Genomic DNA, 15,902 nt, shown 5'->3' with positions numbered 1-15,902 from the left:
TTGGATTGTCTCAAAAAATTACTACATCTTTGAAAAATTTTTGGGCGCAGCCCTCCTCTATTCCCATATGATAAAGAACCTAGTGATTGTGGAGTCGCCGGCTAAGGCCAAGACCATTGAAGGGTACCTGGGCAAAGATTTCGTGGTGAAGTCTAGCTTCGGGCACGTGCGCGACCTCCCCAAAGACAATAACGCCATAGACATCCAGAACGGCTTCAAACCCACGTACGTGGTTTCTGCCGATAAACGGGAGGTGATCTCCCAACTGAAGAAATTAGCCAAGGAAGCCGAAACGGTTTGGTTAGCTTCCGATGAGGACCGCGAGGGAGAAGCCATTTCCTGGCACCTTTCTGAGGCCCTGAACCTGAACGAGGCCAAGACGCGCCGCATCGTGTTCCGGGAAATCACCAAGAACGCCATCCTCAACGCCATTGAGAACCCACGCTCCATTGACATCAACCTGGTGAACGCCCAGCAGGCCCGCCGCGTGCTGGACCGTCTGGTGGGGTTTGAATTAAGCCCCGTTCTCTGGAAAAAGATTAAAACCGGGCTTTCGGCCGGACGTGTGCAGTCTGTAGCCGTGCGGCTGGTGGTGGAGCGCGAACGCGAGATTGAGCGTCACAAAGCAGTTTCTGCCTACAAAGTGGTGGCCCAGTTTGATGCCGGCGGCAAACGCCTGGAGGCCGAGCTGAACACCCGTTTCAAAACCCGCGAGGAGGCTGAAAACTTTCTGCAGCGTTGCCTGGGCGCTTCCTTCTCCATTGAAAGTATGGAGAAAAAGCCTACCAAACGCACACCTGCGCCGCCGTTCACTACTTCTACCCTGCAGCAGGAAGCCAGCCGCAAGCTGTCTTTCTCAGTAGCGCAGACCATGACCGTAGCGCAGCGCCTCTACGAAGCCGGTAAGATCTCCTACATGCGTACTGACTCAGTGAACCTGTCCCAGGACGCCATCAACGCGGCTGCGCTGGAGATTTCGAGGTCTTTTGGCGAAAACTACGTGAAAACGCGGCAGTACAAAACCAAATCAAAGCAGGCCCAGGAAGCGCACGAATCCATCCGGCCCACTGATTTCTCAGCCATTCAGGTGAGTGCTGACCGCAACGAGCAGCGCCTGTATGATCTAATCCGCAAGCGTGCCATTGCCTCGCAGATGGCCGACGCCGAGATTGAGAAGACCACCGCTACCATTGCCATCAGCGGCCAGCCCGAACGGTTGATCGCCACCGGCGAAGTAGTTCGCTTTGAAGGTTTCCTGAAAGTGTACACCGAGTCTACCGATGACGAGGAACTAGCCGATGACGACGTGAAAGGCATGCTGCCCCCGTTGCAGGAAGGCCAGACCTTAGCCTTGCAGCGCCTGCAGGCTACTGAGCGGTTCAGCCGTCCGGCTCCGCGCTACACCGAGGCCAGTTTGGTGAAGAAACTGGAGGAAATGGGCATCGGCCGTCCGTCTACCTACGCGCCTACTATCTCTACCATCCAGAAACGAGGCTACGTGGAAAAAGACAATCGGGAGGGGAAAGAACGGGCCTACTCGGTACTCACGTTAGAGAACGGCCAAATCACGTCTCAGCAGAAAACCGAGATGGCCGGAGCCGAGAAAGCCAAGCTCTTCCCCACGGATATTGCCATGGTGGTGACTGACTTTCTGGTGTCTCACTTCGAAAGCGTGATTGACTATTCTTTCACCGCCAAAGTAGAAGAAGAATTTGATGAGATTGCCGCCGGTAAGAAACAGTGGGACAAGATGATAGACACATTCTACTCTAGTTTCCATCAAACCATTGAAACCAGCGCCACCGTGGAGCGCTCTACCGTAAGCGGCGCCCGTGAACTGGGCCTTGACCCCATCTCCGGTCAGAAAGTGATTGCCAAGTTAGGCCGCTTTGGGCCATACGTGCAGTTGGGCGAAGAAGTGGAAGGCACCGATGCCAAACCCGCTTATGCCAGCCTGCGCAAAGGCCAGTTCCTGGAGTCTATCACGCTGGAGCAGGCCCTGGAATTATTCAAACTGCCGCGCGTGGTGGGCGAGTACGAAGGCAAGGAAATGAAAGCCGCTATCGGGCGTTTCGGGCCATATATCCAGCACAACAGCAAGTTCTACTCCCTGCCGAAGGACCTGGATCCGCTGCTGGTGACCGAGGAGCAAGCCATCATCATCATTGAGGCCAAGCGCAAAGCCGATGCGGAGAAACTGATCAAATCGTTCCCGGAAAACCCAGAGGTGCAAGTGCTGAACGGGCGTTTCGGGCCGTACATTGTGGTAGGCAAAAAGAACGTGAAGATCCCGAAAGGCCAGGAACCGGCGGAACTTACCTTAGAGCAGTGTCTTGAACTGGCGGAGCAAACCCCAGACAAGCCAGCCCGTGGCGGGTTCAAGAAAAAAGCAGCTGCCGAACCAGCCGCTACCAAGAAGGCTCCGGCCAAAAAAGCACCCGCCAAAAAGGCCAGCACTACCAAGAAGAAGTCCAGCTAAGTTGAAAATACCAGAAGCTAAATTTTAGGCTTCCTACTTTTACCTCCGTTTCGGGGCTTGTTTCTGAAAATAAGCCCCGAAACGGAGGTATTTTTTTCTGGTTCTTTCCCGTATCTTACCCTTTATCTAAGTTTGGTTTCTAACTTCCAGATTCTACCCTTTGTATGAAGCAGAAAGTAGTTGTATTAACCGGAGCCGGAATTAGTGCCGAAAGTGGCCTGGCTACCTTCAGAGACGCCAATGGACTTTGGGAAGGTCATGATGTAATGGAAGTTGCCTCGCCCGAAGGCTGGAAAAAGAACCCCGAACTGGTACTGGAGTTTTACAACCAGCGCCGGAAAAGTGCTTTGGGCGTGGAGCCTAATGCCGCCCACAAAGCTTTGGTAAAGCTGGAGCAGAAATTTGACGTGCGCATCATCACCCAGAACGTTGACAACCTGCACGAGCGCGCCGGCTCCAAACACGTGCTGCACCTGCACGGCAAGCTGTTTGAAAGCCGCAGCACCAAAGATGAGCGTTTGATTTACCCTATGGAAGGCTGGGAACTGAAACTGGGCGACCTATGCGAGAAAGGCTCTCAGTTACGGCCTAACATTGTGTGGTTTGGCGAGCCCGTTCCCCTGATTGAGGAAGCCGCCGAGGAAACCATGACTGCCGATTACCTCCTGGTCATAGGTACCTCCCTGCAAGTCTACCCTGCCGCCGGGCTGCTTTCCTTTGCCCCGCATGACACGCCTATTTACCTCATAGATCCCAACGCACCTGCTGTCCAGCACCGGAGAAACTTGACCATTATTCAGGAAAAAGCCACCGTAGGCGTACCCAGATTAGTTGAGCAGCTGATGGCTGAGTAGGGGCAGGTCCATTCCTCCTTCAATGAAAACCCACCCCGTTTCATTTTTGATGGAACTTCCAAAAAGAAACCAGGCGCCACTCACTCACTCACTCACTCACTCACTCACTCACTCACTCACTCACTCACTCACTCACTCACGACGGCAATTCCCATGGTTTGTCGGCATTATACCAGAGCTCCTCGCCCCTGATTTCTAGCGGTGAGCTGAAATTGTTGTGGTACAGTTGTCCGGTGCCCAGGCCCTGCGGCAAAGTGCTGCCCAGATCAGCGGCAAACTGTGCAATGGCATTCAACCCGATGTTGGATTCCAAGGCCGAGGTAAGCCACCAGTCAATGCCTAAGGTTTGGGTCACCTGAATCCACTCGCGGCTGCTGTACAGGCCTCCTACCAGGGTTGGCTTAATGATGATGTACTGCGGGCGTATCTGGTCCAGCAGCTTCCATTTATTTTCTTTGCCGCTCACGCCAATCAGTTCCTCGTCCAGGGCAATAGGAATTGGCGATACCACGCAAAGCTCCTGCATGGCATCCGGCTGGCCCTGTTTGATGGGTTGCTCAATGGAATGGATTTGGAAACGGGCCAATTGCCGAAGCTTCTCCTCGGCATCAGAAAGGGCGAAGGCTCCGTTCGCATCAAGCCTCAGTTCCAGCACATCGGGGCCCGCTATGCTCCTGATTTCGTTCAGAATTCTGAGTTCCTGGGCAAAATCAAGTCCGCCGATCTTCATTTTGAGGCACTTGAAACCCTGGTCCAGCTTCTTTTGGATCTGTTCCCGCATGAAAGCGGCATCGCCCATCCAGATAAGCCCGTTGATCCGGATGCCCTGCTGGGAGCGCGAGAAAGGCGTGTCGTACAGGATGCGTTTGGCTCCGCGCATGTAATCAACCCAGGCGGTTTCGGCGGCAAAGCAGATAGACGGCCATTGGTCCAGTGATTTCCAGAAAGCCTGTCCTTCCTCAGTTCCGGTGGTTTCTATTTGCAGACTGTTGAAACGGTTGCAAATACTCTGGAGGGTTTGGGGGAAATGCGGGGAATAATCGGGACTTAACCCCGGCAGCGGCGAGCACTCGCCCCACCCATGTACCTCAGGGGCATCGGTATGGTGCAGCCGCAGATACGCCGCCTGGTGCGTTTTCATGGCCCCACGGGAGGTACGGGCATCAAACTTAAAAGACAATTCCCGGTAAAAAGGGGTCAGAATAAAAGGCATAGGTACTGAAGCGCTAAGGTGAGGTAAACCTTTCTCCCAAAATTAAGTTTAGAAAAGGAATCTACGTATAAACCGAATGGCATTTACTACCACGGCCATAAACGGGCTCGTATAGCCCAGAATTTACTAGATACGGGAGCAGGCAGAAAATATTTGCACAACCCTCACCCGGTACCTACGACAAAACCACCCAAGCATATGACGCTACCCTCTACGCAAAGCACCCTTGTTAACCTGCTGCCCAGCCACTCCGCTGACGAAAACAGCCTGGCACAGGATGTAATGCAAGGCTTGAACCAAAGCCCTAAAAAGCTCTCATCTAAATTCTTTTATGATGCCAAGGGCAGCCAATTGTTCCAGCAGATCATGCAACTGCCGGAGTACTATCTCACCAAACTGGAGCACCAGATTCTGTCTCGCCAACGCAAGGAGATTCTGTACGCCTTCGGGATTCAAGAACCTTTTCAGGTGGTAGATTTAGGGGCTGGCGACGCGTACAAAACCAAGCTGCTGCTGACAGAACTGATGGCCTCCAAGGCCGAAGTATCCTACATTCCGCTGGATATCTCCGAAGATCAGTTAAACCTGTTGCTGGAAGACCTGCAGCTCCGCTGGCCCCAGCTCCCGGTCACCGCCCTGGCCGCCGAATATTTCCAGGGATTGGAGTGGCTGAACCAAAACCAGCGCCTGCGCAAATTGGTCTTGTTTCTGGGATCAAACATCGGGAATTTTGACTTGCCGGAAGCCCAGAACTTTCTCTGCGCCGTTCGGCAGACCCTCAACCCCGAGGATGCGTTCCTTTTAGGCCTGGATTTGCGAAAAGACCCCGAAAAGATGCGCCGCGCCTACGCCGATGCTGCCGGGGTCACCTCAGCCTTCAACCTGAACTTGCTGCACCGCATCAACAAAGAACTGCAGGGAAATTTTGACCTGGATCAGTTCCAGCACTTTGCGGAGTACGATCCGCTGGAAGGCACCATGCGGAGCTTCCTCATCAGCAAGGCCAACCAGGAAGTGCACATCGGGGCTTTGAACCAAACCTTCCAGTTTGAGGCCTGGGAAGCCATCCATACCGAGAACTCCTACAAATTCTCCTTGAAACAGGTAGAAGCAATGGCCCATGCCTGCGGGTTCACCGTGCAGGACATCTTCACCGATTCCAGCCACGGCTTCGCCGATGTGTTGCTCCGGCCCAGATAGTTTTGCCTGATGCAGTAGAAAGCCGCAGACAAATGGAGGACTGTTTTCGTTCTATTGTCAGCAAAAAAGCCCTGAAACGCACATCAAATCAAACCTGTTTGTAGCTTAGGCCCTAAAAAGCCCCACAACCCCTACGCACATGGACATCATTCCGCTGCACTTAGGCGTGAGCCACTTCCACAGCCCGGCTGTTGCCACGCAGGCCATGCAAGAAGCCGTCTCCCAGCATAATACCTATTACGGACCAAACGAGGGCCTATCTGAGTTGCGCCTGGCCCTTGCCCAACGGTACCTGGAAGACGCCGGTTTGCCCATCCCCGCAGAACAGATCATGATCACCCACGGCGCAAAACATGCCATCCATCTGTACCTGGAAAGCCTGCTGCAGCCCAACGAGGAAGTGGTAATGCTGGCGCCCTATTGGTTTGCCTTTCCGGAATTGATCAGGCAAAGCGGCTGCCGGTTGGTTTCAGTGCCTGCCAACCCAGAGCAGGAATATAGAATTGATGCAGAGCAACTCCGGCAGAAACTCTCCCCCGCCACCAGACTCCTCATCCTCTCCAACCCGGGAAACCCCACCGGAAAAGTCTACACCAGGGAGGAACTGGAGGAAGTAGCCAGGCTGATGGAGGAGTTCCCCAACCTGCATGTCTTGTCTGACGAAATCTATGATGGCTTAAGCTTTTCTGTCCCGGTTACCACCTTTTTAAGCTTTGAGCATCTGCGAGATAGAATAGCCGTGGTCAATGGATTCTCTAAGTCCTTTGCCATGTCGGGCTGGCGCATTGGGTATCTGATTGCGCCTTTCCCTATCCTGCAGAAAGCCATGGATCTGCAGCACAAGTTAATTTCTGGAGTATCCCCTTTTCTGCAAGCGGGTGCGGCGGCGGCCGTTCAACACCGGCATAGCATCTGGCAGGAGTTCAAAGCTGACTTAGAACCGAAAAGACAGCGCGTGGTGGAGGCCCTTAAGAAGATGCCTAAACTGAAATTCACAGTTCCGCAGGCCGGGTACTACGTGACCCTGCAGGTGGACGGCTGCCTCCAACCCCAAAATACCTCCTCTCCTTTTCGATTGGTGGAGGAATGGGCCGCAGCCCTGAAAGACCAGGTAGGCCTGGAGGTATTACCTGCCACCAACATGGGAATGCCCGGGGCTCTGAGGATGTCCTATGCCCTACCCGACGAGGTGCTGGAGAGCGCCCTGCCCCGCCTCAAAGCGTTTGTTTCTTAATCCAGGTTTTCGCCCTGATATTCTGAAACCAACCCGAAAAACAGACTGCCCTCCAAGTTTTGCGCAGTACAGGCAGAGGGCTTGTTTTAAGGCTATTTTCCTGAAATCAGGCTTAAAAGGAATGATTTTTCTTACTAACCATTCATTTCCCCTTCACTCAATCCATCATTCAACCTCTCCATCTCTCAATAAACCCAAAAGGACAATTGTCCGGCCTTGGTTAGGGAAAATAGCTGTACCTTTGCGGCCTCTTTCTTAAAACCGAAGCCTGTGATTTTCTCTGCCCAATACCGCCAGCATTATAAAAGCACCTTTCTGTTAGCGTACCCCGTGGTTCTAAGCCAACTGGGGCATATTTTGGTGACGGTGGTAGACAGCATTATGGCCGGCCGCATTGGAACCGCCCAATTAGCGGCAGCCTCCTTGGGGAACAGCATTTTTACCATCACGCTGGTATTTGGGCTGGGCATTTCATACAGCATTACGCCGCTGGTAGCCCGCGCCGACGGACGTAAAAACCATACCCGCATCGCGCTGGTGCTGTTGAACGGCCTGTTTTTGAACATGGGCATGGGCATCCTGCTTTTCCTGGCGTTTTGGGGCCTTTCACCCATGATTGCCTATCTGAACCAACCTGAGGAAGTGGTGCGGCTGGCTATTCCGTACGTGAACATCCTGTTCCTATCCATGGTGCCGCTCATGATCTTCCAGGCATTCAAGCAGTTCGCCGAGGGCTTGTCGCTCACCAAGCAGTCTATGTACATCTCCATTCTGGCCAACCTGGTGAACGTAGCGCTGAATTACGTGCTCATTTACGGTAAATTTGGGCTACCTGCTTTGGGGTTGAACGGGGCCGCCTGGGCCACCTTGATCTCCCGGGTACTCATGGCCATTATGATGGGTACTTTTGTGCTCACTGCCCGCCGCTTTACCCGTTACCGCAAGTACCTGCGTTGGCAAAGCATTTCCTGGACCCACATGACCCGCATGTTTAAAATAGGGTTCCCTATCTCGCTGCAGATGATCTTTGAAATGGGGGCCTTCAGCTTTTCGGCAGTGATGATTGGCTGGGTAGGTGCCCGTGACTTGGCGGCCCACCAGATTGCCCTGAACGTGGCCTCGGTGACGTACATGATGGCCAGCGGCATCTCCTCGGCGGCAACTATCAGGGTGGGGAAACTACGAGGGGCCGGAGATACGCACGGCGTGCACATAGCCGGGTACAGCAGTCTGGTGATGGGGGCTTTGTTCATGGCTACCAGCGCCTTGCTCATCATCCTCTGCAAAGACCTGATTCCCGCCTTGTACGTGAAAGACGTGGCCGTACAGCAGCTTGCGGCCAAACTGCTCATTATTGCGGCCATTTTCCAGCTTTCAGATGGGGTGCAGGTAGTGGGATTGGGCGCGTTGCGCGGTCTGGAAGACGTGCGGGTTCCCAGTATGATCTCGCTGTTCTCTTACTGGCTCATTGCCCTGCCCATAGGCTATGCCTTAGGATTTGTGGTAAACCTGGCCGCTACGGGCATTTGGCTGGGGCTTTTCACCGGGCTTACCATTGCGGCAATCCTGCTGTTTTTCCGGTTCAGGAAGTTCAGCCCACAATAATTTCGTAACTTCTGCGTGAAAAGGAAACTCCCTTTCACCTGAAGCGTGTTACGGAACCGATTATGCCATTCTCCTTTTTACTTCTCTGGGTGAGCAGCCTGTTTTTAGCTTCTTTTCCAGAAACTAAACCCGAAATGACTGCCGTAGCGGCTGATATTCCCTGGAATCCGCAGAAACGCCTTTCCTGGGATGATTTCGCCGGCACGCCTGCGCCTAACAACCACCACCACGCGCTCACCTCCACCAACATGGAAATGAAGGTGAAATGCGAAAACAACCAGCTCAAGTTTAAAGTAGAGGCGGTGTTCAACCCCAAAGAATCCTGGACCCGCAACAAGTCTTCTGCCATGCTGCTGGCCCACGAGCAACTGCATTTTGATTTAACCGAACTGCACGCCCGTATGCTGCGCAAACGCCTGGCCGAGCTTCCTAACCCCTGCAGCCGCGGGGCCGCCGACCTGAACAAATACGCCAGCGAAGCCTTCAACAACTGGCACAAAGAACAGGACCTCTATGACACCGAAAGCCGTCACGGCCTGGACAAAGAGAAACAAATGGATTGGATTGCCTCTGTAGAGATAAGGCTGAAACGATTAGAAGCTTATAAGTAGTTGGTAGATTTTATTATCCAGCAAAAAGGAAAGCGTGGTAAGAGATAATCTTGCCACGCTTTCCTTTTTGCCAGAGCTTTTAATTGTTTATGACCTATTTCCCAGAGAAAAGGGTCAAAACGCACATTCCCCCTATTTGCAACCGACTAAAGCTTCTCTAAATCTTTTATCGCTGGTCCGGCCACTACTTTTCCGTAGGGGTCAAAGCGAGAGCCGTGGCAAGGGCAATCCCAGGAATTCTCCAGGTTGTTCCACTGCACCACGCAGCCCAGGTGGGTACACACGGCTGAACACTCATGCCGGTTGCCCTGGGCATCGCAATATACCGCCACTTTGGCCATCCCCTTCTGTACTATAGCTCCCGTGCCAGGGGCAATAACGTCTGCTTCCTTGTCGGCGGGTTTCACCCAATCCAGGTACTGGCCGGCCACGTTCAGGTTTTCTTTCAGGAACTCCTTGGCTGAATCAGTGGAGAAAGTCACCCGTCCTGGGTCATACAAAGTCGCCCAAGGGTTGGTACGTTCCAGAATCAAGTCAGTAATCAGAATACCGGCAATGGTGCCGTGCGTCATGCCGTGACCGGAATCACCGGTGGCTATGTACACGTTTTTGTTGTCACCAGGATTCCGGCCGATGAAGCCCATGAAGTCTACCGGCTCCATCACCTGCCCTGACCACCGGAACACCACGTCCTGCACCATGGGGTATTTCTTGCGGGTCCATTCCTCCAGGCAGTCAAAGCGCTCGGCTTCGTTTCCGTTGCTTTGCCCGGTTTTATGGTCTTCGCCCCCTACAATCAAAATCTCTGAATCAAGGTGCTCTTCCCCGGCAATGGTCCCCAACCGAACATAGTGGTAGGGATCTGAATCGTCCCAATACAGAGCGGTTGGAATTGCTCCTTTGGGCACCCGGGCCCCGATCACATACGTGCGGTAAGGTGCCTGTTTGGTATGCATGGTTACCTTATCATTCACGGGTGTGTTGGTACATACCACCAAATGATTGCTGGTCACGGAGAATCCTGCATCGGTAATGGCCCGGTGTACCAATCCAGAATCAAATTCCTTTACGTGGCTGTTGGTATAGATCTCGCCCCCGTGGTCAAGAATGTAGCGGCTTAAGGCAGAAAGGTACTTCACCGGGTGGAACTGGGCCTGATCTGGGAACAGCAGACAAGGTCCTTCACTTACGCTGGGCAAAGGACACTGCTTCAGCTTGACCACCTCCGTAATGCCCAGTTCCCGGCAGGCCGCCAGTTCCTGATCCAGCTGGTCCTCGGTATCAGTGGCACCCAGGAAAAGGTAGCCGGGGAGTCTTTGGAAATCACACTGGATCTTCTCATCCCGTATGATCTGCTCTATCCGATGGATTGCTTCGCGGTGGCTTTCATAGGCCAGCAGCGCCTGTGCTTTGCCAAAGACTTTAATCAGGGTAGAATATCGGTCATCCAAAGCCCAGGACAGGTGCGCAGTGGTACGGCTAGTTTCCCCGCCGCAGATCTCGCCCGCATCCAGCACCACTACTTTCTTGCCTTCTTTGGCCAGCAGATAAGCGGTTGTTAGGCCAGAGATACCCGCACCTACCACGCAGACATCGGTGGTGATGTTGGTAGTTAAGCTTTGGGTAACCGGCATCTCCACACCCGGCTGCCAGACCGATAAAGTTGTACCTGTGTTGTTTTTCATAGCTGGAAAGATAAAGTTGGACGCACATCCTAGACAGAAATGCTTTAGAGGATACGCTTGCCCTTGGGAGAGGTTTCTACGGATATAACTCCGTATTTGCCTCTTCTGAGCAGACTCGTTATCTTGGGCGCCAAAAAACTATGGAAAACACCATCACGTGGGAGCAGTTCACGGCCGTTGATTTACGGACCGGCACCATTGTACAAGCCGAAGAATTCCCGGAGGCACGCAAACCCGCTTACAAACTTTGGGTAGATTTAGGAGAACTGGGCATTAAGAAATCCAGCGCGCAGATCACCAAACGGTACACGCTGGAGGAACTGGTAGGGAAACAGGTCATCTGTGTCACCAACTTTCCGGCTAAGCAGATTGGTCCCTGGCGATCTGAGGTACTGGTAACCGGCTTTGAAGACGAAGAAGGCAATATTGTGCTTGCCCAACCGCAGGCTCAGGTCCCCAACGGTAAACGGCTGATCTAAATACTCTTTTTCCTGAATGCCTTGGGGTCAATCTCAGTAGGAACCTCCGCCGGTACTGACTTAGGGGTCAGCTTGGCTTCCCGGGCGCTGAGGCTATCCAATACTACCTCGTATAGTTTGTCCATCTTCTCCGGTACAGAGAGATAGTAGTCATAGCTGTGCTTAAAGGCACTATCTGAGACGGCGTGCCGTTTTAAGATAAGTTTGTGCGCTTCTCTGTAGGCTACCCTGGAGGTGTCATAATTACGCACCGTGCGGCCAATGGCGGCCTCAGTGAGGTGGATGTCCAGCATGATTCGGGTCATCTTCTCCTCCGGAATCAGGTCTTGGGGTTTCTCGGGCTCAGGGGTACAGGAGAACAGCGCCAGGGGCAATAAAAAGAGACACAAACGTTTTTTCACGCGGTTGTTCGTAAGTTTCGGTAATTTTAGACGCTGCAAAAACCTTTAGCAGGCATGAAAGACTTAGTCAGGAAGCTACGAAAGTACGAGATACAGATAAGAAAGGCAATTGACGCCCAGATGCAGGGCGACTTCAAATCTGTATTCAAGAGCTCTGGACTGGAGTTTGACGATGTGCGCGCCTACCAGTACGGAGACGATGTGCGTTCCATTGACTGGAACGTATCAGCGAAGGGGCATGGTACATTTGTGAAGACCTATCGCGAGGAAAAAGAGCAGAACGTGTTTCTGTTGCTGGATGTGAGCGGTTCCCACGCTTTAGGCACCCCAGGTTCCCAGAAACTGGACATGGGCAAGGAGATTGGCGGAATTCTGGCGCTTTCGGCCTTAAAACAGGGCAGCCAATTGGGCATGATCTGCTTTACCGATGGCAAAGAACGCTACCTGAAACCCGGCAAAGGCAACGACCACGCCTATTCCCTGATCAAAACCCTGGCCGAGCTGAAGCCGCAGTCGCTGAAGACCAACATTGGAGCGGGCATCAAGCTTTGTCTCAACGTGGTGAAACGCAAAAGCATCATCATCCTGATCTCCGATTTCATTGACCTGAACTACGAGCGGGAACTGATCATGCTGGCCAAAAAGCACGATCTCATTGTCTTGCAGCTGGTAGACAAACGCGAGGTGAATTTCCCTAAGCTGGGCATTGTACCGCTGCTTGACAAGGAAACCGGCAAAACCATCTGGATCAATACCTCTTCCAAGGAGTTTAGGGAGCGGTATTTGGTGCCTTATGCCCAAAACCAGGAAAAACTGGCCAGGCTCTGCCGGCAGTACCAGGCCGATTTCCTGCCCATTTACGTGGAGCAGGACTACGTGCCGCAACTGGTTAACCTGTTTAGGGCCAGAAACAAAATCATGAAACGTAGCGCCTGATCTGTCCCGTTTCGGCATTTCAGGCCTGGTTTTAGAAAACCGCCCCTAAAACAAGGGTACCTAAAACCCGCAAAAAGCAGAACCACAACTTAAATGAAAGCTGGGGAACATGCCACCAGCCCCAAGTAGAAACCAGAATTTGTCTCCTTTCAAAAAATATCTTTGGCTTTTCCTTTGGCTAGGGCCGCTCCTCTCCTGGGCTCAGCTTCCTTCTGTGAAGGTAGACGGGTACTTTCTTCAGGACTCGGTTGAGCTGGGGAAGTCTTTGAAGTACGTGCTTCGGTCTAAACACGCGCCGCAGGCCGAGGTGGTTTTTCCCGATTCCACCTTCAACTTCGCTCCTTTTGAGCTGGTGAGAAAGGATTTTTACCCTACCCGCACGGTAAAAGGCGTGAGCACCGACAGCACCATTTACACGCTTCGTACCTTCAACCTGAAACCCGTACAGGCCCTGCAACTCACGGCCCGTCTCTTCTACAGCGGAGACACGCTGCTTTTGCAGGCAGACCGGGATTCTGTGGTGTTGATCCAGAACGTCACTACCGTGTCAGATGACCTGCCGCTGAAATCTGCCACCCCGCTCATGCCCGTCATTGAGCAGTTCAATTACATTTACTGGGGAATGGGAGCCGTAGCGGCAGCAATTTTAATTGGCGGAGTCTGGGTGTTGTTTGGCAAGAGCATTAACACGCGGTACAAGCTGTATGTGCTGCAGAAAGACCAGAACCAGTTCCAGTCCAGATTGCAGACTACCCGAGACCGGTTTAAACGACTTAAAACCCTGGATCACCTGGAACGGGCTATTATACTCTGGAAGAACTATTTAACCAAACTGGAAGACACCGAAATCAACTCGTTCACTACTAAAGAAATCACTACGTACTACGAGGAAGACGAACGCGTGAGTAACGCCCTGCGGGTCTGTGACCGGGCCATTTACGGCAACATCATCTCAGACGACGAAACCGAGGTAGCCGATTCCCTGACCCAATTAGCCGAATTTGCGGCCCAACGATACGTTTTAATCCGAGACAACCTCCGCAATGTGGCAAGCACCCGCTGATTTCTCCTGGCTTAACTTCAGCTGGTTTTACTGGCGCACCTGGCAGTCCTTTGACTGGGCCAACCCGGGCTATCTGTACGCCCTGCTGGCCGTTCCCCTGCTGTTTTTACTGCGTTGGCTCCTGCACGTGCGGTTCCGCAAAAAACTGGACGTAGCGCTTTTTGAAGGCAACGCTACCTGGCACTGGACCAGTATTCTGCGTTATTTTCCAGATGTGGTGTTCGGATTGTTCCTGATGCTGGTGCTGGTGGCCTTGGCGCGTCCGCAGAAAACCGATGAAACCGTAGAGCTTTCCGCCGAGGGCATTGACATAGTGCTGGTCATGGACGTTTCCGGCTCCATGGAACTCACCGATTTTCAGCCCAACCGCCTGGAAGCTGCCAAAGAGGTGGCCCTGCAGTTTGTGAATGGGCGCGTGCAGGACCGCATCGGGGTGGTGGTGTTCGCCGGTCACGCCTACTCCCTCACCCCGCTCACCACCGACTACGAACTGGTGCGGGAAAGCATCCGGAGCATCCACCTGAACATGATTGCTGAGGATGGTACCGCCATTGGCAGCGCCCTTGCCGTGGCCATCAATCGTTTGCGGGAGTCAAAAGCCAAATCAAAGGTGTGCATCCTCATTAGTGACGGCGAGAATACCGCCGGGAGCCTGGACCCTGAGTTGGCTGCCCAATTAGCCCATGCGTTTCAGCTAAAACTCTACACGGTAGGCATTGGCAAAGAAGGTACTGTGCAAATGCCGGATGATTCCACGGGCAGACAAGTCACGGTGCAGACCGGCCTGGAAGAGAAAACGTTACGCCAGTTAGCCTCTTTGGCTGAAGGTCAGTTCTTCCGGGCCGAGGGAGCCAATGCCCTTTCCCAGATCTTCCGGCGCATCAATACCCTGGAGAAAACCGAGATAAAAGAAACCCGCTACCGCGATACGCGTGATTATTACCAGATATATTTGCGCTGGGCAATAGTGCTGCTGCTGCTGTGGCTGCTGCTCAAAAACACCTTTTTCACCAACGCGTTAGAAGATTGATGAGGACTATCCAGGATAATATCCATGATTTCCAGCAAAAGTTAGCCGGTACCAACTGCCGCCTGATTGCCGTTTCCAAAACCCACCCGGTAGAACTGATCCGGGAGGCGTACGAGGGCGGGCAACGGGCTTTCGGGGAGAACAAGGCGCAGGAAATGATGCTGAAACAACCACAGCTTCCCGCTGATGTGGAATGGCACATGATCGGGCACCTGCAAACCAATAAGGTGAAGTACATCGCGCCTTTTGTGCACCTGATCCAATCGGTAGACAGCCTGCGTTTGCTGCTTGAAATTGAGAAACAAGCCCAGAAACACAACCGGGTTATTGACTGCCTGCTGCAGTTCTACATCGCCGAGGAGGAAACCAAATTCGGGCTTGACCTGGAAGAGGCTCAGGAAATCCTTCGGTCTGAAGAATTCAGGAATCTAAAGCACGTGCGCATCTGCGGCGTGATGGGCGTGGCTACTAACACCGATGACGAACAGCATCTGCAACGCGAATTCTCCCGTTTGCGCGGCTACTTTGAGGCGCTAAAAGCTGAGTTTTTCCCGGAGGCGCCGTATTACAAAGAGATTTCCATGGGCATGAGCTCAGATTACCAATTAGCCATTGCCGAGGGCAGCACCATGATTAGGGTGGGCAGCGCTATCTTCGGCAACCGTAACTATTCTGTTTCACACTGATTTTCCAAAAATGAGCATTAAAACCATATTGATCCTGGGGGCCCTGCTGAGCGGGTTAGGCGTAATGATTGGCGCGTTTGGAGCCCACGGCTTGTCCAAGATGCTAACCGAGACCGGCCGCACCGAGACCTTTGAGACAGCCGTAAAATACCAGATGTACCACGCGTTGGGCCTGTTGCTGGTGGGCGTGCTGATGTCGCAATTTCCCGGCGCTACCGGCATGCGCATCTCGGGCCTTTGTTTCCTGCTGGGCATCCTGATTTTCTCTGGTTCACTGTACATCCTTTGCCTCACCGGCATTAAGTGGATGGGCGCCATCACTCCTATTGGCGGGCTGTTCATGATTGCCGGGTGGCTGAACCTGGTGTGGGCACTGGCCAAAAACCTGCCCTAAGCACTATAAAACCCATAAAGCCAAAACGCCTC

At 53.1% G+C, this 15,902-nt stretch carries 15 protein-coding genes; 12 read left to right on the top strand and 3 right to left on the bottom strand.

Going from position 1 to position 15,902, the window contains the following annotated elements; all coding sequences use genetic code 11:
• Positions 1-67: 67 nt before the first annotated feature.
• A complete protein-coding gene (gene topA, locus JT719_RS00570) occupies positions 68-2,479 on the top strand; it encodes a type I DNA topoisomerase (RefSeq protein ID WP_207430060.1) in 2,412 nt (803 codons plus the stop codon).
• 164 nt (positions 2,480-2,643) lie between these two features.
• Positions 2,644-3,333, top strand: coding sequence for an SIR2 family NAD-dependent protein deacylase (locus JT719_RS00565; RefSeq protein ID WP_207430058.1), 690 nt, complete (start codon positions 2,644-2,646; stop codon positions 3,331-3,333).
• A 136-nt stretch (positions 3,334-3,469) separates the two neighbouring features.
• On the opposite strand, the gene menC is transcribed toward JT719_RS00565, so the two are convergent.
• Entirely contained in the window at positions 3,470-4,546 is a 1,077-nt protein-coding gene (gene menC, locus JT719_RS00560; protein ID WP_207430056.1) for an o-succinylbenzoate synthase, read from the bottom strand.
• A 198-nt stretch (positions 4,547-4,744) separates the two neighbouring features.
• Here menC and egtD point away from each other — a divergent pair, with 198 nt between their 5' ends.
• The 4 genes from egtD (at position 4,745) to JT719_RS00540 (ending at position 9,196) form a co-directional block, all read left to right on the top strand.
• The gene (gene egtD / locus JT719_RS00555; RefSeq protein ID WP_207430054.1) at positions 4,745-5,746 is read left to right on the top strand and encodes an L-histidine N(alpha)-methyltransferase; all 1,002 of its coding nucleotides are present in this window, start codon (positions 4,745-4,747) and stop codon (positions 5,744-5,746) included.
• A gap of 139 nt (positions 5,747-5,885) precedes the next feature.
• Positions 5,886-6,980, top strand: coding sequence for a pyridoxal phosphate-dependent aminotransferase (locus JT719_RS00550; protein WP_207430052.1), 1,095 nt, complete (start codon positions 5,886-5,888; stop codon positions 6,978-6,980).
• Between the two features lie 270 nt (positions 6,981-7,250).
• Positions 7,251-8,585, top strand: a complete 1,335-nt coding sequence (locus JT719_RS00545) for an MATE family efflux transporter (protein WP_341350723.1) — start codon at positions 7,251-7,253, stop codon at positions 8,583-8,585.
• A 134-nt stretch (positions 8,586-8,719) separates the two neighbouring features.
• Entirely contained in the window at positions 8,720-9,196 is a 477-nt protein-coding gene (locus JT719_RS00540) for a DUF922 domain-containing protein (RefSeq protein ID WP_207430050.1), read from the top strand.
• 146 nt (positions 9,197-9,342) lie between these two features.
• Here JT719_RS00540 and JT719_RS00535 read toward each other — a convergent pair whose 3' ends face one another.
• On the bottom strand, positions 9,343-10,881 hold the full coding sequence (locus tag JT719_RS00535) for an FAD-dependent oxidoreductase (RefSeq protein ID WP_207430048.1): 1,539 nt from the start codon (positions 10,879-10,881) through the stop codon (positions 9,343-9,345).
• A gap of 140 nt (positions 10,882-11,021) precedes the next feature.
• Here JT719_RS00535 and JT719_RS00530 point away from each other — a divergent pair, with 140 nt between their 5' ends.
• Positions 11,022-11,360 carry a tRNA-binding protein gene (locus JT719_RS00530; RefSeq protein WP_207430046.1) on the top strand — a complete coding sequence of 113 codons (339 nt, stop codon included), beginning with the start codon at positions 11,022-11,024 and terminating at the stop codon, positions 11,358-11,360.
• Here the strand turns inward: JT719_RS00530 and JT719_RS00525 are convergent.
• Positions 11,357-11,761: a DUF4296 domain-containing protein gene (locus JT719_RS00525; RefSeq protein ID WP_207430044.1), complete on the bottom strand. Its 405-nt coding sequence runs from the start codon at positions 11,759-11,761 to the stop codon at positions 11,357-11,359. The genes JT719_RS00530 and JT719_RS00525 overlap by 4 nt on opposite strands.
• A gap of 54 nt (positions 11,762-11,815) precedes the next feature.
• Here JT719_RS00525 and JT719_RS00520 point away from each other — a divergent pair, with 54 nt between their 5' ends.
• The 5 genes from JT719_RS00520 to JT719_RS00500 all read left to right on the top strand — a co-directional run bounded on the left by JT719_RS00520 (position 11,816) and on the right by JT719_RS00500 (position 15,870).
• Positions 11,816-12,697 carry a DUF58 domain-containing protein gene (locus JT719_RS00520; RefSeq protein WP_207430041.1) on the top strand — a complete coding sequence of 294 codons (882 nt, stop codon included), beginning with the start codon at positions 11,816-11,818 and terminating at the stop codon, positions 12,695-12,697.
• A 214-nt stretch (positions 12,698-12,911) separates the two neighbouring features.
• Positions 12,912-13,760, top strand: a complete 849-nt coding sequence (locus tag JT719_RS00515; RefSeq protein ID WP_207430039.1) for a hypothetical protein — start codon at positions 12,912-12,914, stop codon at positions 13,758-13,760.
• Positions 13,741-14,790 (top strand): VWA domain-containing protein, encoded by a 1,050-nt coding sequence (locus JT719_RS00510; protein ID WP_207430037.1) that lies wholly within the window; start codon positions 13,741-13,743, stop codon positions 14,788-14,790. The genes JT719_RS00515 and JT719_RS00510 overlap by 20 nt, the downstream gene beginning before the upstream one ends.
• A complete protein-coding gene (locus tag JT719_RS00505; RefSeq protein WP_207430035.1) occupies positions 14,790-15,476 on the top strand; it encodes a YggS family pyridoxal phosphate-dependent enzyme in 687 nt (228 codons plus the stop codon). Before JT719_RS00510 ends, JT719_RS00505 begins: the two co-directional genes overlap by 1 nt.
• 16 nt (positions 15,477-15,492) lie before the next feature.
• Positions 15,493-15,870 (top strand): DUF423 domain-containing protein, encoded by a 378-nt coding sequence (locus JT719_RS00500; RefSeq protein WP_423227973.1) that lies wholly within the window; start codon positions 15,493-15,495, stop codon positions 15,868-15,870.
• The last annotated feature ends 32 nt before the right edge of the window (positions 15,871-15,902 follow it).

This window comes from Sabulibacter ruber, from assembly GCF_017355955.1.
Lineage (GTDB): Bacteria > Bacteroidota > Bacteroidia > Cytophagales > Hymenobacteraceae > Nibribacter > Nibribacter ruber_A.
The sequence above is the reverse complement of the archived record's forward strand: the minus strand, read 5'-3'. Positions and strand labels throughout refer to the sequence as shown.

Coding starts and splice junctions, on each gene's coding strand:
- menC (WP_207430056.1), bottom strand. CDS start 4,546: ATGCCTTTTATTCTGACCCCTTTTTACCGGGAATTGTCTTTTAAGTTT.
- JT719_RS00510 (WP_207430037.1), top strand. CDS start 13,741: ATGTGGCAAGCACCCGCTGATTTCTCCTGGCTTAACTTCAGCTGGTTT.
- JT719_RS00550 (WP_207430052.1), top strand. CDS start 5,886: ATGGACATCATTCCGCTGCACTTAGGCGTGAGCCACTTCCACAGCCCG.
- JT719_RS00530 (WP_207430046.1), top strand. CDS start 11,022: ATGGAAAACACCATCACGTGGGAGCAGTTCACGGCCGTTGATTTACGG.
- JT719_RS00505 (WP_207430035.1), top strand. CDS start 14,790: ATGAGGACTATCCAGGATAATATCCATGATTTCCAGCAAAAGTTAGCC.
- topA (WP_207430060.1), top strand. CDS start 68: ATGATAAAGAACCTAGTGATTGTGGAGTCGCCGGCTAAGGCCAAGACC.
- JT719_RS00520 (WP_207430041.1), top strand. CDS start 11,816: ATGAAAGACTTAGTCAGGAAGCTACGAAAGTACGAGATACAGATAAGA.
- egtD (WP_207430054.1), top strand. CDS start 4,745: ATGACGCTACCCTCTACGCAAAGCACCCTTGTTAACCTGCTGCCCAGC.
- JT719_RS00540 (WP_207430050.1), top strand. CDS start 8,720: ATGACTGCCGTAGCGGCTGATATTCCCTGGAATCCGCAGAAACGCCTT.
- JT719_RS00535 (WP_207430048.1), bottom strand. CDS start 10,881: ATGAAAAACAACACAGGTACAACTTTATCGGTCTGGCAGCCGGGTGTG.
- JT719_RS00565 (WP_207430058.1), top strand. CDS start 2,644: ATGAAGCAGAAAGTAGTTGTATTAACCGGAGCCGGAATTAGTGCCGAA.